Genomic DNA, 26,815 nt, shown 5'->3' with positions numbered 1-26,815 from the left:
CAAGCCGTGCCGTCCAATCGTTTCAGAACCACAACCTAAGCCCCCATCAACACCCTAACATGTGCAGCGGCGCTCATCGCCAAATCCTTAATATTATAGCCACCCTCCAGCACCGAAATCACCCGCCCCTGACAATGGCGGGCGGCAACGTCCACCAAGGCCTCGGTCAACCAACGGTAATCGTCTTCCACCCAAGCCAAACCCGCCAAGGGATCATTCTCATGGGCATCAAAACCCGCCGACAGCAACAGCAACTGGGGCTGAAACGCCTCCAACGCCGGAAACACCAACGCTTGATATTTATCCCGCAACGCCGCCCCCGCCTCACCCGCGCGGAACGGGATATTAATGATATTGCCCACTCCCGTTTCCGTCGCGTAGCCCGTGCCGGGATACTGCGGCATTTCATGGCTGGAGATATACAACACCTGCGGCTGGCGGGCAAAACACGCTTGCGTGCCATTACCGTGATGGACATCAAAATCGACAATGGCAATACGCTCTAACTGATAATGCTGGCGGGCATATTCGGCGGCGATGGCGACGTTATTAAACAGACAAAAGCCCATCGCCTGCTCAGGCTCGGCATGATGCCCCGGCGGGCGCACCGCGCAAAAAGCATTATCCGCCGCCCCGATCAGCACTTGGTCAACCGCATCACACACCGCCCCCACCGCCCGGAACGCCGCCGTCAACGACCCTGGCGACAATATCGTGTCATTATCTAAAGGCTGCTGGCCTTCGGCGGGCAACTCGGCCCGCAAATGCGCGATATGTTCCGGCGGATGCACCAAATGCACCTGCTGCTCCGTACCCATCGGCGGCTCCACCCGAACCAACCCGGCAAATTCCGGTTCCTGCAACACCCGGTTAATCCCCCACAAGCGCATCGGGCATTCAGGATGGCCTACGCCAGTGAGATGTTGCAGAAAATCGGGGTGGGAATAATAGAGGGTGCGCATACCATGGCCTGCCAGTCCGGTTTTAAGATACGGGCTATTCTACCGGAGTCCTGATAAAGGTAAATGGCGCGTTCCCAAGCCGCTTGGAAATTCCGTCCTTCACGTTGGCGCTTCATTGCCCGACCATAAAAAACCGCATCAAACATTTTGACGGGGTGCTACCTATAGTCTGTAGACTTATAGTGTGCATAGCATCACCATAATCAGATGGAAACGATACAAAAAAAACTAGGGCAAAAGATACGCGAACAGCGCGGCGTTATTGGCTTGTCACAAGAGGGGCTAGCCGACGCATGTGGCCTGCATAGAACCTACATAGGCTCGATTGAACGCGGCGAACGCAATGTCAGCTTACAAAATATTGTCTTAATCGCTAGGGCGCTATCTGTCAGCCCGTCGACACTGCTGAGTGGAATAGAATGATGACGGCTGCGTCCCCTTATGCCCAATCCGCAAAATCAGATTGGTTACAAATTACCCATGATCTCATTGCAAACCATCCGTTAGACGAGCAGGAAATTGTCGGGTTTTGCTTCGCCGCATGGCAAGGCCTGTTCAGCTCTACCATAGGGCGACACCGCCTTAAAATCGGCGAACATATTTTTCCGAAGCCGCAAGTCATCGGAGCCTTGTTGCACGAACTGATACCCGCTGAAATAGCGGCGAGTTATCCGGGTATATGGCAAAGGGAGCAGGAAAAATACGATAAGGATATTGTTTACTTACCCGATGACCGTTATTCGATAGAGCTAAAAACGTCTTCAAATCCAAACCAGATATTTGCCAACAGAAGCTATGCCCAAACGCCTTCACAGCAGAAAAAAAGCAAAGACGGCTATTATTTAGCGGTTAATTTTGAACAAATCAAAGCAAAAACCCAACAACCGCGCATTTTAATGATTCGGTTCGGCTGGCTAGACCATACGGATTGGATTGGCCAAGCTTCTGAAACAGGACAACAAGCAAAGCTGGCACCCGAGACTTACCGATTAAAGCTAAAAACCCTATATCCCAAACATCAGCTCTAAGTCACCCTGCGCTTGCGCCATTTCCTTGTCAAACAGATAAGCTTCAATCCGTTGCCTAGCTATCTGGATATATTTTTCTTCAACTTCAAATCCGATAACATGACGGCCATTCTCAAGGGCGGCGATAGCCGTACTTCCTGACCCTATAAACGGATCAATAACAAGTTCCCCCCAATTGCTGCTTGATTTGATAACCCTTTCAATCATCGCCGTCGGAAATTGGGCCGGATGCGCAGTCCTTTCCTTTGAAGAACGGTTCGCACCGGATGTCACCTTAGCAATTTGCCATACATCGGTAGGATTTTTTCCGAGAGGATTACATTTCAGTTTGCCATTCTTTTTTTGATTGGGATATTTGACATTAGGATCCCGAACCTCATCTAAATTAAACGTATAGTGCTGTTGATTTTTTATGTACCAGAGCAGCTTTTCATTCCTAGGTGAAAATCGGGATTTGCAGGCAACCCCAGCCGCGTAATTCCAAACAAGCTCTTGAAGTAAATAAAAATCGCTTTTATCCCAAAGCAAGTAGGAAATAGGCACAGCAAGCCCCTTATTTTTAACCTCAAAATAGCCGACATTTAGCCAAAACGCGCCATTTTCAGCGGTTATCCTGTAGATTTCTTGCATCCACTTACTACACCAGCCGATGTAATCCTCTGTGGTAATGAAGGATTCATATTCTTTGCCAATATTGTATGGCGGTGACGTAACGGTTAAGTTGACTAAGTTATCAGGCAGTTTTTGCATTCCTTTTAGGCAATCTTGGCAATAGATGGCTACGCCTGCATTTTCATAAGCAGGCGTGCCTAAGATTTTTTTTACTTGATTAAATGATGAGTTAGTCATAATGCTACTTATAGTATTCACTTTATTTCATAGAGTCAAGGAATACCCCTCCAACTCCTCCCAATACCGCGCCTCCAACGCCCCAATCCCCCCGTCATCCCCCAACACAATCCGCCCGTCCGGCTGTTCAAACACCACCTTATCCACCAGCGTATTGACCAATTTCTTCAAATCCGCCGGTTCCAGCACATCACGGCAGGCCATTGCCACGGCCAAGCCTTTTTGGGTCAGCGATGGCCTGACAGTTTGCTTGCCCAAAAAATCCGCCCCCACTTCAGCTTGCAACAAAGCCGAGATAATCTCCCCGGTATGGCTGCGGAACTGCTCATAAGGCCATACCGTCACCGGTCCCAACGCGGCTTCAATAGCGGCGACCACGTTCGGCCAGGTATTGCCGGACAAATCCAGCTTGGCGACAAACTGATCCATCGGCTTGACCCAGCCTTGGCGCAGGACTTCCGCATACGCCGAGGCGTAAAAATCGCGGTAATTGCGGACGGACAAAAACGCCTGCACCTCGCAGCCCTGAAAAATCTCCGCCAGATACTGCATCCGCTTCGCCAAATCGGGGTATAACACACCCCTATGGTATAAAGCCCCCAACGCGCCGAGCAGGTTTTCTTCCGACAGTATCAGCAACCGGGTGTCGTCTACTTTATAGCCGCTGGCTTCGACATTCGCCAGTAATAGGGTACGCATCCGTGCCATTAAGGCGGCGGGGTCGGCGGCTTGGCCGTTGGTCAGCTCCCAAAAACACGGGGTAAATTCTTGGCGTAAGCGATGTAAAGGGATGTAGGCGATGTGCCGTTCGCGTAGCCAAGCGTGTTGTTGCGCCAAGCCGTTTTGGATAAATGTGGTGGCGGTTTTATGCGCCCCCAGATGGATGTGGACACGAAAGGGCAGAGTCATCATAGCGGGGATAAGATCAAAGGCAGCAAAATTCCGAGATTATAACAAAGCTGGTAAACTAGGCGTTTTTTAGCGCGTAAACTCACCCGCCAATCTGCCATGAAAAAAATCCTTGTTGCTGACAAATTAGCCGCCGCCGGTATCCAATACCTACAAGACCAAACGGATATCGCCATTCATATCGAAACCGGCTTAGATGAGGACGGCTTATGCCGGATTATCGGCGATTACGATGCCCTGCTGATCCGCAGCGACACCCAAGTCACCCCGGCGGTGCTGCATTCGGCGATAAATCTGAAACTGATCGGGCGGGCGGGTATTGGGGTCGATAATGTCGACATTCCCTTAGCGACCGAGTTGGGCATTATTGTCATGAACACCCCCGACGCTAACGCCACCACCACCGCCGAGCTGGCCATTGCGCACCTGCTGTCGCTGAGCCGCCACCTGCCCGCCGCCGACCGCTCGGTACGGGCCGGGCAATGGGAGCGGGCGAAACTGGTCGGCACCGAAGTCGCCCATAAAACCTTGGCGATCTTAGGCTTTGGCACCATAGGCCGGATTGTCGCCCAGCGCGGTTTCGGCCTAAGGATGCACGTTATCGCCTACGACCCGTTTGTCGCGCCAGAAATTTTCACCGAACTGGGCGTGGAGCCGGTCAGCTTGGACGAATTGCTGCGCCGTGCCGATTACCTGACCCTGCATTGCCCGTTAATCGCCAAAACCCAGCATATCATCGGCAGCCAACAATTGGCCTTGATGAAAAAAGAAGCGATGGTGATTAACTGCGCACGGGGCGGGCTGATTGACGAAGCCGCCTTATATGAGGCCTTAAGCACAGGCCGCCTCGCTGGCGCGGCCTTGGATGTCTACGAGGTCGAACCGCCAACCGACTCGCCTTTGCTGGGCTTAAGCAATATCGTGTTCACCCCGCATCTGGGCGCATCGACTGCCGAAGCCCAAGAGGCAGTCAGCGTCGAAATCGCCCGCCAAGCCGTGACCTTCTTAAGGACAGGCGAAGCGGTCAACGCCCTTAACCTGCCACGCCTGTCCGCCGAAGAGCTGAAAAAATCCCACGAGTTTATGAATCTGGCGACGATTTTGGGCAAGGTGCTGGTCGGCCTGACTGACCAACCGTTGCATAAAATCGAAGTCGCCACCTTTGGCCGCGCCGCCGAAGTCGCGGTACGCCCCATCTCCATCGCCGCTTTGGTCGGAGTATTGAGCGGCCAAGTCTCCAGCGCCGTTAACCGCGTCAACGCCGAAAATCTGGCGAAACGCCAAGGCATTGGCTTGGTCGAATCCATGACCTTGGAATCGCGCGACTATATCTCCCTGATTAAAATCACGGGCTTTTGCCGCGACCAAACCCTCAGCCTGTCCGGCGCGTTATTGGGTGGCCGCCAACCGCGCCTGGTGTGCATCAACCATTTTGATATTGAAGTCGTCCCCGAAGGCACGCTCATCATCACCCGCCATGACGACCGCCCCGGCGTTATCTCCGCCATCAGCGCGGTGCTGGGCAACGCCAACATTAATATATCAAGGATGCAAGTCAGCACCGCCGACGACCGCTTAGAAGCCATGGCCGTCATCAGCATTTCCACCCCGATTAACCCGGCTATCTTACAACAACTGGCCGAACTGCCCCCTGTCCTGAGCGTTACCCAAATTTGTTTATGAGTATTGATATGACTGGTTTTGATATTGTCTGTTTTGATTTCGACAGCACCTTAAGCGCCTTAGAAGGCATAGACGAACTGGCGGTAAGGGTGGGCTTAGGGCCTGCCATGGCCAAGCTTACCGATGCCGCCATGAACGGCGAAGTGCCGCTGGCGCAAGTTTATGGGCAACGCCTGGAACTCATCAGACCGGACGCAGACAGCATAACGTGGCTGGCCGAACGCTATAGCGCCGAACAAGTGCCGGGCGTGGCCGAGGTATTCGCCGAATTGGCGGCACAAGGCAAAGCCGTGCATATCATCAGCGGCGGCTTGCGTCCGGCAATCCTGCCGATGGCAAGGCGGCTAGGCGTAAATGATGCCAACGTCCATGCGGTCGACATCTACTTTAACGCCGACGGCAGCTACCGCGACTACCAACAAGACTCGCCGCTGGCACGCAACGGCGGCAAAGCGGAAATCTGCGCCCAATTGCGCACCGACAATGCCCGCATGGCGATGGTCGGCGACGGCAAAACCGATATGGAAGCCAAACAGGCGGGCGCGTACACCATCGGCTTCGGCGGTGTCGTCGAACGCCCGGCAGTGCGCGAAGCGGCGGATGCTTATGTCGCCGAAGCGAGTTTGCTGGGCGTTTTGCCGTATTTGCTGTAAAAATGGGGCGGGGTTCGTCAGAACGAGGAAACCCGCCTATCTGTTGCCTTTAAATCCCCTTTAGCTTTTCCATGTCCTCCCCCACTACCCAAAAACCCTGGCTAGACTATCTGCGCATCATCGCCACCCTGGCGGTCATCTGCATCCATGCCACCAGCCATTACTACAAAAACGCCCCCGACCTCAATACCTTAAACTGGTGGCTGACCAACCTGCTCAACGCCGCCAGCCGCTTTGCCGTGCCGATTTTCGTCATGATCTCCGGCGCGTTATTGCTCGGCAAACCCAGCACCACTAAGGCCTTTTACCAAAAACGGACTATCCGGCTCCTGCCGCCTTTACTGTTCTGGTCAGCCTTTTACTTCGGCTTCGGCCTCTTGACCGACACCGACCTGCACCAACAGCTCTGGCAAATTCTCCTGCACGGCTATACCCGCATCCATCTTTGGTATCTGACCATGCTCGCCTGCCTGATGCTGTTTGCCCCGTTCATTAATCAATTTATCAACGGCAACAAACCGCGCCCCGCCGACTTGCGCCTGCTGCTCTTGCTCATGCTGGGCTTTTTTAGCCTCAACGGCCTCGCCTTAGTGGCAGAAAACCTACTAAAAGCCGAACTTAACTGGTTCCGCATTTTTCCCTGGTATATCGCCTACTTCATCCTCGGCTACTACCTAGACCACTACGGCAACCGCCTACACCTGAGCAACCGCGTTATGGTCTCGGCACTGGCATTGCTGATAGCGGCGGGTGCGGGCGGCAATTATCTGCTGCGCCAGCATTTACACATCAGCCAAGACCCGCCGCCGCTGTTTAGCGACATGGGGCCGCTAAGCTTTATAATAGCGGCACTGGTATTCTTATTAGCCAAAACCAATGCCGCGTACCTGCGGGACCATAAGACCGTCCGCCACCTCGCCGACACCACCTTCGGCATCTATTTAGTGCATCCGGTGTTCATCTTTTTGTCCAAACAGGTGCTACCCGATTACAATAGCCACCCGCTGCCTTATATAGCGTTGACGTTTACAGCCACCACACTGTTATCGTACCTGTGTATCGCCGTACTGAGAAAAAACGCGCTGTTCCGGCGCGTCACCTAAACAAAATTTGTGTTACCTGATGATCAAGTTTTTCAAAATAGCTTAGCTATCGGATATTGGAAAAGCATACATATAATTAGAAACAACAGGTTACAGCGGAGATCGTCTCCCTCCCCTGATGGGCGACTGCATGGATGCAGGAGGTAGAGCAACGCAGGAGCAGTTGCCGAGAGGGTTGGGGTGGGGAGAATCTAAACAAGGCTTTTTTCATTAAACCAACTAAAAACAGTCCGATTAAAACCTCTGAGACATCAGCATAAGCTATTGATTTTATTCTCCCCACCCCAGCCCTCTCGGCAACTGCTCCTGCGTTGCTCTACCTCCTGCATCCATGCAGTCGCCCATCAGGGGAGGGAACCGCTTTAGCCGATAGGTTTGTGTTTTTAACAAATGCCCCAGCCTATTCAAGGCGGGCTTTATGAAAAACTTGATCACCGAATTTTACCCCATAGATTTAAAGAAACACCTTAGAGAGACATCATGGCAGGACATAGTAAATGGGCGAACATCAAGCACCGCAAAGCCGGGCAAGATGCCAAACGCGGCAAAATTTTCACCAAACTGTTGCGCGAAATCACCGTCGCCGTCAAAACCAGCGGGGCAGACCCCGCCAGTAATCCATCGTTACGCACGGTGATAGACAAGGCCTTAGGCGCGAACATGCGCCGCGACACCATCGACAACACCATTAAAAAAGCCTCAGGAGCGCAAGAAGGCGCCAATTACGAGCATCTGCGCTACGAAGGCTACGGCCCCGGCGGCACGGCGGTCATCGTCGATTGCCTGACCGACAACCGCAACCGCACCGTCGCCGAAGTCCGCCACGCCTTCACCAAAGCGGGCGGCAACCTAGGCACCGACGGCTCAGTCGCCTACCTGTTCAGCAAACTCGGCATCCTCAGCTACGCCCCGCCGATTGACGAAGACGCGCTGATGGAAGCGGCCTTAGAAGCGGGCGCGGACGACGTGACCAGCCATGATAACGGCTCCGCCGATGTTATGACCAGCCCCGAAAGCTACCTGGGCGTAAAAGACGCGCTCAACGCCGCCGGATTCCCCCCCGACAACGCCGAAGTGGTCATGCAAGCCGCCACCCTGGTCGAACTCGATGCCGAAACCGCCGAAAAAATGCTCAAACTCATCGACCGCTTAGAAGACTTGGACGACGTGCAAAACGTCTATTCCAACGCTGATATTAGCGATGAAATTATGGCGGGCTTGGAATAAGCGTAAGATCGTCGGGCAAGCGGTTCTGCCCGACATGGCCTGTAAGACAACGCATTTACAGGCCACCGTACCACCTTAAAGCCGTATAGCCTGACCAATCCACGGAAAGCCTAAAAACCTTTGCGCCCGCAGCCCCTCCTAACCCCTTACCCAACATGAGAATTTTAGGCATAGACCCCGGCTCCAGACTCACCGGTTACGGCATTATCGAACACAGCCCGCGCGGCTACCGTTACGTCGCCAGCGGCTGCATCCGCATCAGCGGCGACTACTTCCCCGACCGCCTGAAACAAATATTCGACGGCCTGCGCCAAATCAGCGAGCAATACCAGCCCGAACAAATGGCGATAGAACAAGTGTTTATGCACAAAAATGCCGATTCTGCGTTAAAATTAGGCCAAGCGCGTGGCGCGGCGATTTGCGCCGTGCAAAGCGTCAACATACCCGTGTTCGAATACGCTGCCCGGCAAGTCAAACAGGCCATTGCCGGCAAAGGCAGCGCCGACAAACTGCAAGTGCAGCACATGGTCAAAATATTGCTAAACATTCAGGGCGACTTACAGATTGATGCCAGCGACGCGCTGGGTATCAGCCTCTGCCACGCCCATTATCAACAAACCGCCAACCGCTTACAGCAAGGTTATCAATGATTGGTTTTTTACGCGGCAAACTGGTGCATAAAGCCCCGCCGTTAATTGTGCTGGACGTACAAGGGGTGGGCTACGAAATCGAAGCCCCCATGACCACCTTCTACGACCTGCCCCTAATCGGTGCCGACATCACCCTGCACACCCATTTGGTCGTCCGCGAAGACGCGCACAGCCTGTTCGGCTTCCTTAAAGAGGCTGACCGTGCCCTGTTCCGCACCCTGATAAAAGTCAACGGAGTTGGCCCCAAACTCGCCCTGACCATCCTGTCCGGGCAAAGCGCCGAAGAATTCCACCGCAGCATCGAAAATAACGACACCCAAGCCCTGGTGCGCTTGCCCGGCGTCGGCAAAAAAACCGCCGAACGACTGGTCATCGAACTGCGCGACCGCTTGCCCACCCTAGGCGACACCAGCGTCAGCACCGCCGCCAGCCCCAGTGCCGCGCCGGTCGCCGCCCACCCCAAACAAGAAGCCATCAGCGCCCTGTGTTCCTTAGGCTACAAACCCGCCGATGCCAGCAAAATGGTGCAGGCCGTCAACGCCGAAGGCAAAAGCTGTGAAGACATCATCCGCCTCGCCCTGCAAGGGACGCTGAAATGATCGAAAGCGACCGCATCATCACCGCCACCAGCCATCTGGACGAAGAACGCCAAGACCGCGCCATCCGTCCGAAACGCCTCGCCGAGTATGTCGGGCAAAAAGAACTCTGTGCGCAAATGGAGATATTTATCCAAGCCGCCACCGCCCGCAAAGAAGCCCTGGACCACGTCCTGATCTTCGGGCCGCCCGGCTTGGGCAAAACCACCCTCGCCAACATCATCGCGGCGGAAATGTGTGTTAAAATTCGCCAAACCTCTGGTCCCGTGTTGGAAAAAGCGGGTGACTTGGCGGCGTTGCTGACCAACCTGGAAGCCCACGATGTGCTGTTCATCGACGAAATCCACCGCCTCAGCCCCGCCGTGGAAGAAATACTGTATCCGGCCATGGAAGACTACCAGCTCGATTTGATGATCGGCGAAGGCCCCGCCGCCCGCTCCATCAAACTCGACCTGCCGCCGTTTACCCTAGTCGGTGCCACCACCCGCGCCGGGTTGCTGACCTCGCCGCTACGCGACCGCTTCGGCATCGTCCAACGCCTGGAGTTTTACACCGTGGATGAGCTGACCAGCATCATCCTGCGCTCGGCAAACGTGTTAGGCATCAGCATGGAAAGCCAAGGCGCGTTTGAAGTCGCCCGCCGCTCACGCGGCACGCCGCGCATCGCCAACCGCCTATTGCGGCGGGTACGCGACTACGCCGAAGTCAAAAGCAACGGCATCGTCACCGAAACCGTCGCCATGCAGGCGCTGGACATGCTCAAAGTCGACAGTAACGGCTTCGACGCGCTGGACCGCAAACTATTATTGACCATGATCGAAAACTTCGCAGGCGGCCCCGTCGGTCTGGACACCCTAGCCGCCGCCATCAGCGAAGAACGCGGCACCATCGAAGACGTGCTGGAGCCGTACCTGATGCAGCAAGGCTTCATCATGCGCACCCCACGCGGGCGGGTCGTCACCCAACACGCCTACACCCACTTCGGTTTAGACGTGCCCAGGGCATTTGGGGTGGCGGTGGATTTGTTTGATTAACCGTTAAGATACGGTTCAGGGTTTAGGGGTAGTATTGCCGTATAATTTTTTGGATAGAGCCAATTTAAAATCCCAATAATCGCACGATAAAAAGCCCCAACAGCTTTATAGAACCCATCTCTTTATAGCATAAGTATCCACCCTACATTACCGCCAAACCAACGCCGTTCCAAAACTACCGCCCCACAAACCATTATAATGAAGCCCAAGCCCTTTACTTGGCCCATCAGGGTCTACTACGAAGACACCGACGCAGGCGGTGTGGTGTTTTACGCCAACTACCTGAAATTTTTTGAACGCGCCCGCACCGAAATGCTCCGCGCTATGGGGCATGAGCAAGACACTTTACGCGCCCAGGAAGGCATTATTTTTGTCGTGCGCTCAGTACAGGTTGACTATTTAAGCCCCGCCCGTTTTAATGAGCTTTTACACGTCAGCGCCGCCGTGACCGAGGCCAAAAAAGCCAGCCTGATGTTTGCCCAAAGCGTCATGCTGGGCGATAAAACCTTGGCGACCGGACAGATCCGCATTGCCTGCCTGAATGCCGATACCCTGCGCCCCACCGTTATTCCCCACTATTTACTTGAGCAGTTAACGAATGAACACTGATTTATCCATTTTTCACCTAGTCACCGAAGCCAGCTTTGTCGTCCAGTTTGTCATGCTGGTCTTAGCGACCGCCTCCGTGGCTTCCTGGACATTTATCTTCGGCAAACGCAAAGAGCTGAACCGCGCGGTCGAAATCACGGATGAATTTGAAGAACAATTCTGGTCAGGTATCGCCCTGGCCGAGTTGTACCGCAAACTGGCCGCTAAAGACTTCGCCCCCGAAGGCATCGAAAAAATCTTCCTCGCGGGCTACAAAGAATTTTCCCGCATGAACCAAGGCGGGGTCGAAGCGATGGTGCAGGTCGAAAGCGCCCAACGCGCCATGCGCATCGAACTGTCGCGCGAATTGGAGCGGCTCGACGAGCATCTGGCCTTCCTCGCCACCGTCGGCTCCATCAGCCCCTACATCGGCCTGTTCGGCACCGTCTGGGGGATTATGAACTCTTTCATGTCCTTAGGCAGCGTCAAACAAGCCACCTTGGCGCAAGTCGCCCCCGGTATCGCCGAAGCCCTGATCGCCACCGCCATCGGCCTGTTCGCGGCGATTCCGGCGGTTATCGCCTATAACCGCTTCTCGACCCGCCTTGACCGCCTGACCGGACGTTACGAACTGTTTGTGGAAGAATTTGTTGTATTATTACAAAGACAGGCCCACAGCAAATGAGCAAATTGAGCAAAAAGAATGGCCGCCGCAAGCCGATGGCAGAAATCAACGTCGTGCCGTATATCGACGTTACCCTCGTGCTGCTGATTATCTTCATGGTGACTACGCCCATGTTGCAGACTGGCGTGGATGTCGATTTGCCGGAAGCCTCGTCGAAAGCCGTCGAAGTGACCGATGACCCGCCGATTATCATCTCCATTGAAAAATCCGGCCAATACTCCATTAAAATAGACGATGCCGACAACCTGATGATCCAACCGGAAGCAATCACCGAGTTGGTCATTGCCGCTTTGGCGAAAAAACCCAAGACCCAAGTCTACATCAGCGCCGACAAAAGCGTCGAATACGGCAAAGTGATTACCGTCATGGCGGACTTAAAAAATGCCGGTGTCGATAAAGTAGGCTTCAGCACCAAAGCAAAATCAGAAGACCAATAGTGAAATGGCCAGTAACAGACGATATTCCCGCTATTTCCTTCTGGCATTAGCTTTACACTTTACCTTGTTGGCCTTGTTTGTCCTCACGGCCTTGCTGAAACCGCAACGCCCCGAACCCAAGCAACCCTCGGAAGACATCATCCATGCCACCATGTTCGATGCCGCCGAGATTGAAGCGCAACAGCAAGCCCTAGATGCCGCCAAAGCAGCAGAGCAACAAGCCCAAGAACGTGCCGCACAAGAAGCCTTAGCCGCCGAACAGGCGCAAGCCGAAGCCGCCGCCAAAGCAGCGGAACAAGCGAAAGCTGAGGCCGCCCAAACCAAAGAACAAGCGAAAGAAGCCGCAGAAAAAGCTAAGGCGGAAGCGGCCAAGGCCGAAAAGTCTGAGAAAGCCAAAGCGGAAGCTGCCGAAAAGGCCAAGGCCGAAAAATCTGAGAAAGCCAAAGAAGAAGCCGCAGAAAAGGCTAAGGCCGAAAAGTCTGAGAAAGCCAAAGCGGAAGCTGCCGAAAAGGCCAAGGCTGAAAAGTCTGAGAAAGCCAAAGAAGAGGCCGCCGAAAAGGCTAAGGCCGAAAAAACCGAGAAAGCCAAAGAAGAAGCCGCCGAAAAGGCCAAGGCTGAAAAAGCCGAGAAGGCTAAAGAAGAGGCGGCTGAAAAGGCCAAGGCCGAAAAGTCTGAGAAAGCCAAAGAAGAAGCCGCAGAAAAGGCTAAGGCCGAAAAGTCTGAGAAAGCCAAAGAAGAAGCCGCAGAAAAGGCTAAGGCCGAAAAGTCTGAGAAAGCCAAAGCGGAAGCTGCCGAAAAGGCCAAGGCTGAAAAGTCTGAGAAAGCCAAAGAAGAAGCCGCAGAAAAGGCCAAGGCTGAAAAAGCCGAAGCTGCTGCTAAGGCCAAAGCCGAGGCCGCCGCCAAAGCCAAGGCGGAAGCCGCTGAAGCCGCCAAGGCCGAAAAAGCCGAAGCTGCTGCTAAGGCCAAAGCCGAAGCCGCCGCCAAAGCCAAGGCGGAAGCCGCCGAAGCGGCCAAGGCCGAAAAAGCCGAAGCCGCCGCTAAGGCCAAAGCCGAGGCTGCCGCCAAAGCCAAGGCGGAAGCTGCCGAAGCCGCCAAGGCCGAAAAAGCCGAAGCCGCCGCTAAGGCCAAAGCCGAGGCTGCCGCCAAAGCCAAGGCGGAAGCCGCCGAAGCGGCCAAGGCCGAAAAAGCCGAAGCCGCCGCTAAGGCCAAAGCCGAGGCTGCCGCCAAAGCTAAGGCGGAAGCTGCCGAAGCCGCCAAGGCCGAAAAGGCCGAGGCCGCCGCTAAGGCCAAAGCCGAGGCTGCCGCCAAAGCCAAGGCGGAAGCCGCTGAAAAAGCCAAAGCCGAAGCCGCTGAAAAAGCTAAGGCCGAAGCTGCCGCTAAAACCAAGGCAGAAGCCGAGGCCAAAGCGAAAGCCGAAGCCGCCGAAAAAGCCAAGGCCGAAGCGGCAGCTAAAGCCAAGGCAGAAGCCGAAGCTAAGGCCAAAGCGGAAGCTGCCGCTAAAGCCGCTGCCAAAGCTAAGGCAGAAGCCGAATTAGCAGGTATAATCAAACAATTGCAACAAAAAGTGGAAAGGAGTTGGATACGTCCGCCCGACGCGGCGGCAGGCTTGCATTGCACAATACAAGTACGGCTGACCCCTAGTGGGGAAGTCCTCGATGCCGAAGTCATTTCCAGCAGTGGTGACGAAATGTTCGACAACTCGGCGATTAACGCCGTTAACCGTGCCTCGCCGTTGCCCGTATCAAAAGACCCGGAAGTATTTGCCAAACATTTTAGACCACTGACCTTTAAATTTAACCCCTGATACCCCGTTACCCATGACGAACCACGATCTTAAAAACAGAGGCCAACGCATGACTTTTTTAAAAAATCTCGCCTTGCTCGCGCTGTGCAGCTTAAGCATCAGCACTAGCTACGCCGCCCTGACCATCGAAGTCACTGGCGGCACCGAAAGCGCCCTGCCCGTCGCCGTCGTGCCGTTTGCCGCCACCGCCGCCCCCGTCGACATCAGCAGCATCGTCAACGCCGACCTCGAACGTAGCGGCTACTTTAAAATGATGGCGCAACAAAACATGCAAAGCCTGCCCAACAGCGCCGCGCAAGTGAACTACAAAGAATGGCAATCGCTGATGCAAGACTACCTCGTGGTCGGCAAAGTCAACAACAACGGCGGCCAATACGACGTGCAGTTCCAATTGCTGGATGTCAACAAAGGCGGGCAAATGCTCGGCTACAAAATGAGCTCTTCCGCCAACGACCTGCGCCGCACCGCCCACCACATCAGCGACTTGATTTTTGAAAAGCTCACCGGCAAAAAAAGCGTGTTCAGTGGCCGCATCGCCTACATCACCAGCGGCGGCAAACAAAACCACCAGTTGCAAGTCGCCGATGCCGACGGCTTTAACCCGCAGACCGTCGCCTCATCGCGCGAACCGTTAATGTCGCCCGCTTGGTCGCCCGACGGCAAACGCTTGGCCTACGTCTCATTTGAGCGGCACTCGGCGGCAATTTATATCCAAACCTTAGCCAGCGGCCAACGCGAACGCGTCGCCGAATTCCCCGGCATTAACGGCGCACCGTCCTGGTCGCCCGACGGCACCCGCTTAGCGCTGACCTTATCTAAAGACGGCAGCCCCGACATCTTCGTCCTCGACTTAGGCTCCCGCTCCTTGACCAGACTGTCCAAAAGCACCGCCATCGACACCGAACCGACTTGGTCGCCCGACGGCAGCGCCGTGGTGTTCACCTCCGACCGGGGCGGCAAACCCCAGTTGTACATGGTCTCCAGCCGGGGCGGCGACGAAAAACGCATCACCTTTTCCGGCGACTACAATGCCCGCGCCAGCTTCTCCCCTGACGGCAGAAGCTTGGCAATGGTACACGGCGGCAAGGGCGGCTACCGCATCGCCGTCATGGACATGGCCAGCCGCAGCATCAACGTGCTGACCGCCGGGCCTTCCGACGAATCGCCCAGCTTCGCCCCCAACGGCACGATGATTTTATATGCCTCGAAAAAAGGCGGCGCCGGCTTCTTATCGGCAGTGTCAGTCGATGGTAAAATGCAACAAAAGCTGCAATTTACCAACGGCGAAGTCCGCGAACCCGCTTGGTCGCCGCAGTAAAGAAAACAACCTAACAACGTAGGTCGGGCAAGCGGTTCTACCCGACATGCCAGCGTTAATGGCAGGCAAGCTTAACGTTTTTACCTATACCCTGTAGGCCATTCAATTAGGAACGGGTATGAAATAAAACCTGTTATACAGGCGAAAGTACAGCAACCCCCTCCCAACCTCCCCCTAATTTTCGCTTGTACAAGGGGAAGCCATAAGCTCCCTCCCCTGCCAAGGGGAGGGCTGGGGTGGGGTTTAACGCGCTGTGCTGCAATGGAATACCCACTTAAGTGGCTGTGCATATATCTTTTAACATTTAACATTGGTATCTCCGTAACCCCCTCCCAGCCTCCCCCTTGCCAGGGGGAGGGGCTTTTTCCCCCATTTTCGCTTGTTCGACGGGGAAGATGCTCCCTCCCCTGCGAAGGGCGACTGCATGGATGCACACCCTCTGGGGTGTAAAGAAGGTAGAGCAACGCAAGGAGCGGTTGCCGACAGGGCTGGGATGGGGTTTAATTCGCAAATGTTAAAAGATATATGCACGCCCACTTAATTTTATGCACGTTCCTTAAACCCCAAGCCGACACTTACGGCTTCTAAGCCGGGCGGGCAATAGGTAAAGCCCCCATAAATTCCCAAAACCTCTAAACCTGGAAAACACTACCATGAAACTAACCCACACCGTTTTAGTATTAGCCATCAGCACCCTGCTCTTGACGGCTTGCGCGGACACTGACGATAAAAACACCGACCTGCTAAAAGGCGACCAAACCAGCGGCATCGGCGACGCCTCCACCAGCGGCCTCAATGGCGACAGCAGCCTCAACGGCAGCGAAATGGGCGGCTCCGGTTCCGGCTATGGCGCGAACGGCGGCTATGGTGACGGCGCAGCCAGCTTAGGCCCCGAATTCAGCGACCCCAGCAACCCACTGTCCAAACGCACCATCTACTTCATGCTCGACAGTTTCCAAATCCAACAAGACTTTGTCCCCGTCATCGCCGCCCATGCCCAATACCTATTGGCCAACCCTTCCCAGCACATCACCCTGGAAGGCCATGGCGACGAGCGCGGCTCGCGTGAATACAACGTCGCCTTAGGTGAGCAACGCGCCAAATCCGTCGCCAGCATCCTAAAAATCCAAGGCGTATCCGAAAGCCAAATCGGTGTCGTCAGCTACGGCGAAGAAAAACCCGCCGCCATGGGCAGCGACGAAGCCGCGTGGGAACTCAACCGCCGCGTCGAAATCAACTATCAAGGTAAATAAATGAACAAACGCCTCGTTATTCTCTTAGCAGCGTACTGCGGCCTAAACAGCCCCGTACAGGCATTGCCGGAAGTGATCGACAACTCCGCCTACCCGCCCTCAGCGGCGGCAGCGGCTAATAACATCGCCCCCTCGCCTTCCACCAGCTCCCTAATGGAAATGACGGGGCGCTTGGAACAACTACAAACCGAAGTCCAACAGCTCACCGGAAAAGTAGAAGAACAAGCCAACACCATCGCCGAACTGAAAAAACAGCAAAAAGCCCGGCTCGGCGACGTAGAAGACCGCCTGCAAAGCCTAGAAGGTAAAGGCACAAGCGGCGCTAGTGCCGACACGCCCGCGCCCGTACCCGAAGCCCCCGCCAGCGATGCCAGTGCCCCCGCGCCCGCCGCCGAACCGGCGCCGCCGCGTGCCGCAGATACCCCGCGCCCCCCCATCGACGCGACCCCGCCCGCCGCCGCACCCGTGCCCGCCGCACCTGTTGCCAAAACGCCCGCCCCCGTCGTTTCCGATGCCGAAAACGCCGCCTACAAAAGCGCCTACCTTGCCCTCAGAAGCGGCCATACCGACGACGCCATCAGCGGCTTTAACAACTACCTGACCACCTATCCCAACAGCGGCTTAGCGGGTAACGCCCAATACTGGCTAGGCGAAGCCTACTTGGTCAAAAAAGACCCCGAAACCGCCAAACAGGCCTTTAGCAACGTCGGCAAAAACTACCCGAACAGCGCCAAACAAGCCGATGCCCTGTACATGCTCGGCAAAATCGAACTCGACCAGAACCACCCCGACAAGGCCCGCGACTACCTGACCCAAGTCACCAGCCAATACCCCAACACCACCGCCGCACGGGCGGCCACCAAAAAACTGCTCACCCTCAACATCAGCCAATAATTGTGGACACCACCCTACGCATCACCGAAATTTTCCACTCGCTGCAAGGCGAGGCCAACACCGTCGGCCTGCCGACCGTGTTCGTCCGCCTGACGGGTTGCCCCTTACGCTGTGTTTACTGCGACACCGCCTACGCCTTTACGGGCGGGCAAAAAACCACCCTCAGCACCATCCTTGAGCAAGTCGCCGCCTACCAATGCCGCCACGTCACCGTCACTGGCGGCGAACCCCTCGCGCAACCCGCGTGCCTAGACTTGCTCCGCCACCTCGCCGACCAAGGCTACCACGTCTCCCTAGAGACCAGCGGTGCCCTTGACGTGTCCGGCGTAGACCCGCGCATCGTCAAAGTCATGGACTTAAAAACCCCCAGCTCCGGCGAACTGGACAAAAACCTCTACAGCAACATCGCCCACCTCACGCCCCAAGACCAAGTGAAATTTGTCATCGGCGACGACGGGGATTACCAATGGTCAAAAGCCATCATGGCCGAACACGCCCTGGCCGATCGCTGCCAACTGCTGTTCTCACCCATCGCCGGACAACAAAACCCCACCGAACTGGCCGAAAAAATCCTCCGCGACCGTTTGCCCGTGCGTTTCCAAATCCAACTCCATAAATTGCTGTGGAACGATGCCCAAGGCAAATAAAAGCGTATAATTGGTGGGCGTTTTATGGATAGCGATACCGCCACTTAGGAACGTGCATGAAATAAACTCGAAAGCACAACAACCCCTTGGGCGTTTTTCCTTTAATTTTCGCCTGTATAACGGGGAAGCCATAAACTCCCTCCCCTGCGAAGGGCGACTGCATGGATGCAGGAGGTAGAGCAACGCAGGAGCGGTTGCCGAGAGAGCTGGGGTGGGGTTTAACACGCAGAGACGTAATGGAACGCCGACTATATTTCATGCACGTTCCTTAAGCGACAGAGAACGGCACACAAGAGTCTTCAGCCTTTGCACGATAGGCCTAAAACCGCACCAACTACCGTTCTGCCCCCAACCCCCCGATTATCACCCAACAGCCACAGCCCAACACCCAAAACACCCATGCAAAAACACGCCATCGTCCTGCTCTCAGGTGGACTAGACTCCATCACCACCCTCGCCCTCGCCCAACAACAAGGCTTTGCCTGCTACGCCCTCAGCTTCGACTACGGGCAACGCCACAACGCTGAACTGCTCGCCGCCAGCCAAATCGCCAAAGACTACCAAGTCCTCGACCACAAAATCATCAGCCTAGGCCTCGGTGCCATCGGCGGCTCCGCGCTCACCGACGACCACATCGCCGTACCCGACAGCCTCCAACCCGGCATCCCCGTCACCTACGTCCCCGCCCGCAACACCATCTTCCTCTCGTTCGCGCTAGGCTGGGCGGAAGTTTTAAAACTGCAAGACATCTTCATCGGTGTCAACGCCGTCGATTACTCCGGCTACCCCGACTGCCGCCCCGAATTCATCCACGCCTTCCAAAACCTCGCTAATCTGGCGACCAAAGCTGGCGTAGAAGGCGAACGTTTCACCATCCACACGCCCCTAATTTCCCTAAGCAAAGGCGAAATTATCCGCCAAGGCACCCGCCTAGGCGTAGACTACAGCCGCACCGTCTCCTGCTACAGTGCCGCCCCCCAAGGCCACGCCTGCGGCATCTGCGACGCCTGCCGCCTAAGAAAAACCGGCTTCCAAGAAGCCGGACTTAACGACCCCACCCGTTACCAATAAAAAAAGTGAAAAAAAGCTTGCCAAACGCGCAGAATTCACTATAATAGTCTTTCTTTGTTGGGTCGCTAGCTCAGCCGGTAGAGCACCGCACTTTTAATGCGATGGTCATGCGTTCGAATCGCATGCGACCCACCATCTTATCCTTTTGATGTAAAAAGGATTTCAACAAGATTGCCCGTCGAGTTGAAGCAACATAACCGCAGCAAGGCGCAAATTTAGGCGCACACTGCATTGTTTGCTCAACGAGGTGGCGTAATGAATCCGCAAGAACCCTTCAAAAATAGCCAATTTCTGGCTGACCTTTGCTTAGTCTTTTCCGGCAACCATTGCCGAATTATCGACAACCATATCCCACAAAAAATATTTCCGCTTGATGCCCGTCCGGTATCTGCCGTCTTAAGAATTTGTAACCCGTCCACCGTATTTGGGAGGGTTGCCTAATGGCTTATATCCGCCCCCTATCAAACGGCAACTTCCGTGCCGATGTCCGCATGAAAGGTATTGTCAAAAACAAGACCTTCCCTACCCTTCCGCTTGCCCAAGCTTGGGCAGACAACCTAGAACACAACATCAAAACCGTTCCTAACCTAACCCCCTGCCAATTGCTGGCACTGTCAGATACCGACATCGACAGCATGGGCGGCGAAGAGCTGTTCAAGCAATTGGGGGTTGACCTGTTCGCGATCCGTAACGAAGCCCGTTTAAAAGCGATTAACGCCCTAAACAAAAAAGAGTTGCTGCAACTATCCCCGCAAGATATTGAGCGCATGGGCGGGGCTGAATTGTTTCTACAGGCTGGCAAGCGCATCCGTTACAAAACCTTCCGCGAAGTGTGCGACGAATACCTATCCCGCTGGAACAAAAAGGACTATCAAGGCCAGATGCAACGGGTTGATTATTGGTGCAAGACATTCGGCGACCGTATCATGACCGACATTGATATTTTTGACTTGCGTGAGCATATCGACAATATGATTGACGACGGCCAACGCGCCAGCACCATTAACCGCAAAAAAGCCGTGTTATCGAGCGTTTTCAAATTCGCCCTAAGCCGTGGCTATGTTGACAGCAATATCGTCCGTAGTGTCGTTGTCGATGACGACACCAAACGCCGTGACCGCGTGTTGGGTGATGACGAACGGCAACGCTTGCTTAAGGCCTGCAAAGAATCGCACTGGAACAAGCTTTACCTGCTGGTGCTGATGGCAATGACCACCGGGGCGCGTAAAGGCGAATTGCTGAAACTGCGTTGGTGCGACGTGACCTTTAAGGACAATATGGGATATTTGGGCGACAGCAAAAACGGCACAAGCCGCGAACTGCATTTTGCCCCCGTGGTGATGGCCGAGCTAAAACGCTTTCAGGAAATCGGCACTGGCTTGATATTCCCATCCGATGAAAAACCCAGCCAGCCGATGGATTTTCGCAAAGCTTGGAGCAAAGCGTTAAAGGCGGCGGGCATTTCAGAAAAAGACACCTTTAACGCCGATGGCAGCGTCAGGGTCGAAAAGTTCACCTTCCATTGCCTACGGCATGGCTTCTGTTCGGCACTGTCCGACTCAGGCAAAGAAATTAACCAAATCGCCAAACTGGCGGGGCATAAGAGCATCCAAACCACCTTACGCTACATCCACCAAGGCCACGACCAAAAACGCCAGATTGTAAACGAATTGGCACAGGCCTTTGGCCTTTAATGTCTTTTAGCTCTAGCCAATTTAAGGCGGCTCCCAAAGGAAAGCCCAACGACTTCTTGATTGGCTAAAGCCTTCCCTAACTGGAATATACTCTATAGGTTATGAAGTTTTTTTAAAATATTAATCATATTTTTTTCTTTATATTTACGCACCTTTTCAACAGATTCTATACTATATCTAATACCTAAACTTTTTATTATCTCATATACATCTAGCGATTGCCGCTTTTTTGATCTACCTGAGTTTTCGATTAAACGCTCGTACCTAAGGCATAATAACGCGCAAATATGCGGCAAAATACTGCTAGAATCAGACAAAGAAAGCCTTTTATAAGGGACTTTCAAGTTTATAAATGCTGTTACACCCTTTACTTCATCTTCATATTCCGATGAGTGACCATAATTTTTACCATACGTTTCGACCCTATTACTAATATAACTGGCGTAACTATTTAGTTTATCTTGCAGATCAGGAAAAGGCTTATCATACGGAAATATCATCACCAGATGGTTTTGGATTGAATTTCCGTCGATAAGTATAGAATCTACACTCGAATCATACAGGTATCGCTTAAATTTACCTTTCGATACAGTAGGATGCCCATAAAGGTTTGCAACATACTTAATATTTGATTCAAAAGCATTAAGCCCACCATTATTCTGTGCCTTATTTTCTTTATCTTGGAGATGCCCCTTTAACGGCAATCCTTTCACACCTGACCAGACAAGCAACTCCTCATACTTAATCCCATTATGACATATTTGAGACCAGCCATAATACCGATCAATCTCTACATGTATATTTTTTGCAACTGGAAGTAAATTGACTACGGCATCATCAATATATTTCATCCTCGCCATTACAATAAATTTATTTATTGCTTTCTTACAATAACTTTTGGTCAATTTTTCATAAGCATCGACTTGTTCGAATGTATTTTGCTCGATTGAAAGCGTCTTTAAAAAGTGCTGGTGTATTAGTGATGCCATTAATTCTTTATGAAGAGGCATTCTAAATTTGCCCGCTTTATCTCCCTTCATTTCATCAACCACTTTGACGAGCGTTTCCTCAACTTGTTTGATAGTCACAAAAGGCTGTATCTCATTGGGTAACTTACCTAAATAGCTAAGTCCACCCATCACCATAATAACCATATCACGAAACTCATCGTCATACTTATCTTCAAGGGATTGAGCACTCATAGATTTTGGCATATTAAGCCAAAAATCTCCCCATTTGATTGCCTCAGGACAACTGCCTAGTGCAACAGCTTCTTGAAGCTTATTTAGGATACTAGCGATTGCAATTATTTTGTCTTCAATCCCTATAAATAAAAGTCTGGCTTCTGTGAAAACGAGCTCACGAACTTTATCCCCTAAATCCATGAGCTCATCAATTTTATTATTCTGTAACTGTTGCCATTCGTAAGCATACGAAAAGGTAATGATTGCATCAAAATCATCAACAAGCCTCTCATGTTCGGGTGTTGTTCTTGCCATATTTTTTCCAGTGAAGATTGGTTTGCACCAATTTTACCCCATTATCTGCTGGTTATGGTCGGCACTTCCGTATAAATTAAGTTTAAAGATAAAGCCGCTTTTACTCGACGGCATTCATAAACTAACCCAAGGAGGCTAAAGCCATGACCCAACCATTAACAACGTTAGCCGACTTAATACCCTACCAATCCATCCCTGAAAAATTCCCGCACCTGTACAGCAAAAAAAGCTGGGCATGGGCTGTCAAACAGCGTCAGCACAACGGGCTTGCCAAAGCTTTCCGCAAAGTCGGCAAAAAATTATTTGTGAACACTGCGGTACTGGCCAAATGTATGGACAGCCAGCTTGAAAATTAATCATTCAACGAAAAACAGTGGGAGGGAGAAAAGACCTTAAAACCACAAAAATCAAATACAAGCATCACCCAACTTTTACATAAAAAGTCTTCAATTCGACGGGCAACTCGATTGTGAACGCACATTTAAACCACCCAATATTTATATTAAAAAACCGACAGCCAAAGCCAAAAACCTATAACCCGACAACTTTTTAACGGCAAACTACCTAGAGGGTAACCAAAGCGATTACGCATTCAAAGCATTGGATGAAATCAAGCACCGGATTTTTTTAGAACCACAGAGTTACTTCATAGCAAATTTATTTACCCATAACCAAAACGATTAGGCATTAAGGCAAATATGAATCAATTAGTAAAAAAACTTACCACGCGTGATCTGTTTGAATCCATCTGGCACAACTACCAATTTCCAGTAAATACACATGACCGCAATTATTCCTTAGTAATCAGCCAAGATATTCAAAATGTACAGGTTCTAGTGTGCATGGAACTAGAGGAGCAATTTGTGGAAAACGTTGCAAAATCCACGGACTTACCATTCACCTTTGAAAAAACGCTTCAAGGGACGGACTTAAAAAAAGAAAATCGGCTTGGCAAACTATTTTACGAGATGTTAAGGCTTCAGAACGCCACCGAGGCAAATCAAGGATGGAGCAATAAGCATCTAATTACGTTTAAAACTCGCAACTTTGTTCAGCATAAATATGAAGTTAGCGAAAATCTGAACATCCTATACGCCGTTGCAGGGGAACTGAATTTACACATCGCCACATTCTGTTATGACCCGCTGTCAAAAATGGGTGAAGGATTGCTTGAAGGCGAGCTAATCAATAGCTTTGTCACCCGCCTACGGGAAACAACAAAACGAAAAAATTTCAAATCAAAAATTGCTGAGCGAAAAAAAGAGTCAAGCCAAAGTTTCACCAAAACAAAACGCTACATTAGCCGCCTATACGCCAATAACCCTTCCCTTCATGGGGAACGTATGGCCATTTGTTATAGAAATGAATTCGCAAATTCAATAACGCCCAGTGAATCAAACGGCCATCTCATGCAATTTCTGGCGGCACTCGAAACGGATTCAATGCTCGGCTCCCCAAGTGGCTGGTGGTGGAAACGCGAATACATGACGGAGGTGAGTTTTCGATATGACCTGATCGTTTTTTTTAATCGGGCTGTTCCGCCAATGTATGACACCTATAGCCAACACTGGAATTCTGTTACCCGAAACCGTGGCCTATGCTTTATTCCCCCAATCCCACCCAGGGATTTTCAGCGTTGCGGAACTCTATATGGGTATGATAATTTTGAATCATTTTTGTCAAGCACACAACGCATGTTGATGCGTGACACGATTCTGAGACTTGAAAGCAGCCCGATATTTGATAATTTTGGCATGGGGAAATTCCCTAAATCGGTTGATGTTGTACCCCATAATTTTGGGGTACAACCGCCCCTGTACCATTATCCTCCACTGCAAATTGAATCGGGCGCGGGTATAAACGTTGCTGCGGTAAATACTAGCGGGCTTACTTAGTGCCTGACCGAAAAAGGCTACAAGCCTTACGGTATAAGGCATACAGCGATTTTTTGAACGCGAGTTTTTTAAAAAATGCATGATTACGCCCTGCGGCAACATATAGATGCTACAGTAAGACTTATAATAGCATGAAAAATAAGCATAAATTAATAGTGCTATTTTGGGTCGAGAAAAAACTCGTTACCGAAAAAGTATGTTAAGCACATGATTTTAAATAAAAATATGAATTTTCGGTCAGACACTACTTATATTGGCTAATGGGGGTTTCTTTGTGTTGGCTTCACTTAACCATCGGTTCGCTCATTTCTTCAACTCATTGATTATTAAATGATAATTTGTTGCTTTTTAGCAAAAACAGCCATTTTTGCAAATGTAACACATTGAAATAAAATAGATTTTTTAAAAATGAGCGAACCGAGGGCTTAAATCTATGATGGCCTAAATCCAAACAGTTGTACCGTAACCAATTAGCAAAATTCGCAACGAGGATAGGCAATGAAATCAGAACGTTTTGATAACCATTTACGTCGAGTAACCTATGAAAACCTTTGCGATTCGCTCTTTGATCCAGCAAAGAACCAGTATCCATATTTAATCCCTAAATTTTATGCGTCTCAATTATCAATTTTGGAGGACTTTGTTGGCGAATCACTAGAAAATGTTGGAACCCCCTTCACGACCTATCTTGGCAATAACGGTAAAATTGCGTATGCACCTTCTAGTCTGGCACAGCGATATTTTGTCGGCGTACCAAGTTTTATCAAAATAGTCAATATGTTATCGCCAGACTATGATTACAGCGAACGCATTACTATTTTTATTGCCTGTTACCAAGCTATGGGTTTGCATGGTATAGAGCTTGGCTGGGGAAACATCAATTTTGACAGCACAAAAACTTATCCTCACATGGGCGGTATTTCTGCCGCCGAAATATTCAACGCGTTAGTCAATAATATACGCAGAGAATGGAAACTAAACAATATCCAAACCAAGGTTAATTCCAGGAAAATTGAGGCAAACAGGCGGTATATTGACTATTGCCGTTATGTCGATGCCCTGTTCGGTAACTGCGCCAGACTGTTGGTGTTACGCATAGACCTGTTCTATAAAAAAGAGCATTCCCAGAATTTTAGTGCATTTGATATTACGGAGGATTTGAACCATTTGTTTGAAAATAAACGTTGCAATTCAATCTTTGATTTCATGAAGGGGTACATCGCAAAGCTGGAATATGGGGTAGACAAAGGAATGCACTGGCATGTCCTGTTTTTCTTTGACGGTTCGAAGAGAAACAATTCCAGCCATATCCATCTGGCGGAAGAAATTGGCGAATACTGGAAAAACACCATCACAAAAGGCTACGGGGATTATTGGAACGTCAATAAAAACTTACGCCAATACGCCAAATTAAGGCGGCAGGGCATCGGGGTCATCAATTGGCAAGACATTGAGTTGAGGGCAAATTTGAAAGGCTTAGTCATCCAATACTTGTGCAAAACAGATCAGTATATTAAGCCCAAATTTGGCACCAAGGTGAGGCTTTTTCGCAGAGGCAACTTCCCTAGCCACGCCGTTAAAAAGCGAGGCAGGCCACGCCATAATGAGGCGAGCTATGCGGCTTCCGATCAAACTGGCAAAAATCGAACCCTAAGCAATCCCACACCATAAACCTTTATAAACGTAAGTCAGCCCACGTCATGCCAAACCTTGACATTTAAGTTCGATAGCACCGCCATCATAAATCGGGGAGTTGATAATAAGGATTACTTAAAAAACGAGAGTCACTATTTTTGCGAAAGACTGCTTCAGCATCCTTACCAGTCAATCAGCAAAAATCACGCGACCGCTATCCGCCGAGGCTTTTAGGCGTGGGTGTTAATATGCAAAAACCAAGATTCAAGCTTTTTTTATCCCTATATCATTGACAGGCGTAGTTCATCCGAACACGCCAAAGACAGGTTTCAATTCCAAACGGGAGATTATAAACATGGCAACAAATTGTCCAAATTGCGCCTCAGAACGGGTCGTTACCAAAGATGTCGCCAAAAAGACGGGCGGGGTGCTGGGCATGGTCGGCGGTGCTGCCGCCGGTTCGGCAAGTTCATTAGGCGGGGCGGAGCTGGGGGCGACGATAGGTATGATTGTAGGCCCTGCCGGAGCCGTTATCGGCGGGCTGGCCGGGGCTTTTTTTGGGGCACTGGTGGGCGGGTCGGCCGGGTGCGTGGCAGGGTCAAAACTGGGCGAGGTGGTCGATAATAAGGGTTTGGATAACTGCCAATGCCTGGCTTGCGGCTACTCGTTCAGCGCAGACGAATAAGGCGTATCCCACACCA

At 51.9% G+C, this 26,815-nt stretch carries 28 protein-coding genes and 1 tRNA gene; 25 read left to right on the top strand and 4 right to left on the bottom strand.

The features are described 5' to 3' along the window. Positions 1–35 precede the first annotated feature (35 nt). The gene (locus CEK71_RS03790; RefSeq protein WP_088618137.1) at positions 36–962 is read right to left on the bottom strand and encodes a histone deacetylase family protein; all 927 of its coding nucleotides are present in this window, start codon (positions 960–962) and stop codon (positions 36–38) included. Positions 963–1,169: 207 nt separating this feature from the next. Here CEK71_RS03790 and CEK71_RS03785 point away from each other — a divergent pair, with 207 nt between their 5' ends. Together CEK71_RS03785 and CEK71_RS03780 are read left to right on the top strand one after the other, a co-directional pair. Beyond that, positions 1,170–1,385 (top strand): helix-turn-helix domain-containing protein, encoded by a 216-nt coding sequence (locus CEK71_RS03785; RefSeq protein WP_088618136.1) that lies wholly within the window; start codon positions 1,170–1,172, stop codon positions 1,383–1,385. Next, positions 1,382–1,990 carry a ScaI family restriction endonuclease gene (locus CEK71_RS03780; RefSeq protein ID WP_198328455.1) on the top strand — a complete coding sequence of 203 codons (609 nt, stop codon included), beginning with the start codon at positions 1,382–1,384 and terminating at the stop codon, positions 1,988–1,990. Before CEK71_RS03785 ends, CEK71_RS03780 begins: the two co-directional genes overlap by 4 nt. On the opposite strand, the gene CEK71_RS03775 is transcribed toward CEK71_RS03780, so the two are convergent. Together CEK71_RS03775 and CEK71_RS03770 are read right to left on the bottom strand one after the other, a co-directional pair. Beyond that, on the bottom strand, positions 1,967–2,839 hold the full coding sequence (locus CEK71_RS03775) for a DNA-methyltransferase (protein WP_088618134.1): 873 nt from the start codon (positions 2,837–2,839) through the stop codon (positions 1,967–1,969). The two genes, CEK71_RS03780 and CEK71_RS03775, sit on opposite strands and share 24 nt — an antisense overlap. 27 nt (positions 2,840–2,866) lie before the next feature. Beyond that, a complete protein-coding gene (locus CEK71_RS03770; protein ID WP_088618133.1) occupies positions 2,867–3,751 on the bottom strand; it encodes a hypothetical protein in 885 nt (294 codons plus the stop codon). Between the two features lie 96 nt (positions 3,752–3,847). On the opposite strand from CEK71_RS03770, the gene serA reads away from it, so the two are divergent. The 19 genes from serA (at position 3,848) to CEK71_RS03680 (ending at position 21,085) form a co-directional block, all read left to right on the top strand. Then, positions 3,848–5,431: a phosphoglycerate dehydrogenase gene (serA, locus tag CEK71_RS03765; protein ID WP_088618132.1), complete on the top strand. Its 1,584-nt coding sequence runs from the start codon at positions 3,848–3,850 to the stop codon at positions 5,429–5,431. 8 nt (positions 5,432–5,439) lie between these two features. Next, a complete protein-coding gene (locus CEK71_RS03760; RefSeq protein WP_088621494.1) occupies positions 5,440–6,084 on the top strand; it encodes an HAD-IB family phosphatase in 645 nt (214 codons plus the stop codon). Between the two features lie 71 nt (positions 6,085–6,155). After that, on the top strand, positions 6,156–7,187 hold the full coding sequence (locus tag CEK71_RS03755; RefSeq protein ID WP_088618131.1) for an acyltransferase: 1,032 nt from the start codon (positions 6,156–6,158) through the stop codon (positions 7,185–7,187). Between the two features lie 480 nt (positions 7,188–7,667). Continuing rightward, entirely contained in the window at positions 7,668–8,414 is a 747-nt protein-coding gene (locus CEK71_RS03750; RefSeq protein WP_088618130.1) for a YebC/PmpR family DNA-binding transcriptional regulator, read from the top strand. A gap of 155 nt (positions 8,415–8,569) precedes the next feature. Continuing rightward, on the top strand, positions 8,570–9,064 hold the full coding sequence (gene ruvC, locus CEK71_RS03745; protein ID WP_088618129.1) for a crossover junction endodeoxyribonuclease RuvC: 495 nt from the start codon (positions 8,570–8,572) through the stop codon (positions 9,062–9,064). After that, positions 9,061–9,663, top strand: coding sequence for a Holliday junction branch migration protein RuvA (gene ruvA, locus CEK71_RS03740; protein WP_088618128.1), 603 nt, complete (start codon positions 9,061–9,063; stop codon positions 9,661–9,663). Before ruvC ends, ruvA begins: the two co-directional genes overlap by 4 nt. Continuing rightward, positions 9,663–10,694: a Holliday junction branch migration DNA helicase RuvB gene (ruvB, locus tag CEK71_RS03735; RefSeq protein ID WP_215479442.1), complete on the top strand. Its 1,032-nt coding sequence runs from the start codon at positions 9,663–9,665 to the stop codon at positions 10,692–10,694. Before ruvA ends, ruvB begins: the two co-directional genes overlap by 1 nt. Positions 10,695–10,892: 198 nt before the next feature. Further along, complete coding sequence (ybgC, locus tag CEK71_RS03730; protein WP_088618126.1) at positions 10,893–11,303, top strand: tol-pal system-associated acyl-CoA thioesterase; 411 nt, start codon at positions 10,893–10,895, stop codon at positions 11,301–11,303. Next, the gene (tolQ, locus tag CEK71_RS03725; RefSeq protein WP_088618125.1) at positions 11,293–11,967 is read left to right on the top strand and encodes a protein TolQ; all 675 of its coding nucleotides are present in this window, start codon (positions 11,293–11,295) and stop codon (positions 11,965–11,967) included. Before ybgC ends, tolQ begins: the two co-directional genes overlap by 11 nt. Next, positions 11,964–12,404, top strand: a complete 441-nt coding sequence (gene tolR, locus CEK71_RS03720) for a protein TolR (protein WP_088618124.1) — start codon at positions 11,964–11,966, stop codon at positions 12,402–12,404. The genes tolQ and tolR overlap by 4 nt, the downstream gene beginning before the upstream one ends. A 4-nt stretch (positions 12,405–12,408) precedes the next feature. Then, positions 12,409–14,208: an energy transducer TonB gene (locus CEK71_RS03715; RefSeq protein WP_088618123.1), complete on the top strand. Its 1,800-nt coding sequence runs from the start codon at positions 12,409–12,411 to the stop codon at positions 14,206–14,208. 49 nt (positions 14,209–14,257) lie between these two features. Next, complete coding sequence (tolB, locus tag CEK71_RS03710; protein WP_088618122.1) at positions 14,258–15,526, top strand: Tol-Pal system beta propeller repeat protein TolB; 1,269 nt, start codon at positions 14,258–14,260, stop codon at positions 15,524–15,526. 653 nt (positions 15,527–16,179) lie between these two features. Then, positions 16,180–16,779, top strand: coding sequence for a peptidoglycan-associated lipoprotein Pal (gene pal, locus CEK71_RS03705; RefSeq protein ID WP_088618121.1), 600 nt, complete (start codon positions 16,180–16,182; stop codon positions 16,777–16,779). Further along, positions 16,780–17,673 (top strand): tol-pal system protein YbgF, encoded by an 894-nt coding sequence (gene ybgF / locus CEK71_RS23865; RefSeq protein WP_088618120.1) that lies wholly within the window; start codon positions 16,780–16,782, stop codon positions 17,671–17,673. Further along, positions 17,673–18,320, top strand: coding sequence for a 7-carboxy-7-deazaguanine synthase QueE (gene queE / locus CEK71_RS03695; RefSeq protein WP_088618119.1), 648 nt, complete (start codon positions 17,673–17,675; stop codon positions 18,318–18,320). The genes ybgF and queE overlap by 1 nt, the downstream gene beginning before the upstream one ends. 399 nt (positions 18,321–18,719) lie before the next feature. After that, the gene (gene queC, locus CEK71_RS03690) at positions 18,720–19,391 is read left to right on the top strand and encodes a 7-cyano-7-deazaguanine synthase QueC (RefSeq protein ID WP_088618118.1); all 672 of its coding nucleotides are present in this window, start codon (positions 18,720–18,722) and stop codon (positions 19,389–19,391) included. Between the two features lie 59 nt (positions 19,392–19,450). Further along, positions 19,451–19,526, top strand: a tRNA-Lys gene (locus tag CEK71_RS03685). Positions 19,527–19,646: 120 nt separating this feature from the next. After that, the gene (locus CEK71_RS22400; protein WP_157678963.1) at positions 19,647–19,832 is read left to right on the top strand and encodes a hypothetical protein; all 186 of its coding nucleotides are present in this window, start codon (positions 19,647–19,649) and stop codon (positions 19,830–19,832) included. Further along, entirely contained in the window at positions 19,832–21,085 is a 1,254-nt protein-coding gene (locus CEK71_RS03680) for a tyrosine-type recombinase/integrase (protein ID WP_088618117.1), read from the top strand. The genes CEK71_RS22400 and CEK71_RS03680 overlap by 1 nt, the downstream gene beginning before the upstream one ends. A 92-nt stretch (positions 21,086–21,177) precedes the next feature. Here CEK71_RS03680 and CEK71_RS03675 read toward each other — a convergent pair whose 3' ends face one another. Next, entirely contained in the window at positions 21,178–22,584 is a 1,407-nt protein-coding gene (locus CEK71_RS03675; RefSeq protein ID WP_088618116.1) for a hypothetical protein, read from the bottom strand. Positions 22,585–22,727: 143 nt separating this feature from the next. On the opposite strand from CEK71_RS03675, the gene CEK71_RS03670 reads away from it, so the two are divergent. The 4 genes from CEK71_RS03670 to CEK71_RS03655 all read left to right on the top strand — a co-directional run bounded on the left by CEK71_RS03670 (position 22,728) and on the right by CEK71_RS03655 (position 26,799). Next, entirely contained in the window at positions 22,728–22,940 is a 213-nt protein-coding gene (locus CEK71_RS03670; RefSeq protein WP_088618115.1) for a hypothetical protein, read from the top strand. A gap of 342 nt (positions 22,941–23,282) precedes the next feature. Beyond that, positions 23,283–24,479 (top strand): hypothetical protein, encoded by a 1,197-nt coding sequence (locus CEK71_RS03665; protein ID WP_088618114.1) that lies wholly within the window; start codon positions 23,283–23,285, stop codon positions 24,477–24,479. A 498-nt stretch (positions 24,480–24,977) separates the two neighbouring features. Further along, a complete protein-coding gene (locus CEK71_RS03660) occupies positions 24,978–26,150 on the top strand; it encodes a YagK/YfjJ domain-containing protein (protein WP_088618113.1) in 1,173 nt (390 codons plus the stop codon). 319 nt (positions 26,151–26,469) lie between these two features. Beyond that, on the top strand, positions 26,470–26,799 hold the full coding sequence (locus tag CEK71_RS03655) for a hypothetical protein (RefSeq protein WP_088618112.1): 330 nt from the start codon (positions 26,470–26,472) through the stop codon (positions 26,797–26,799). The last annotated feature ends 16 nt before the right edge of the window (positions 26,800–26,815 follow it).

Source organism: Methylovulum psychrotolerans (assembly GCF_002209385.1).
Classification (GTDB): domain Bacteria; phylum Pseudomonadota; class Gammaproteobacteria; order Methylococcales; family Methylomonadaceae; genus Methylovulum; species Methylovulum psychrotolerans.
Note: the sequence above shows the minus strand (reverse complement) of the source record. Positions and strands in the feature narration are given on the sequence as shown.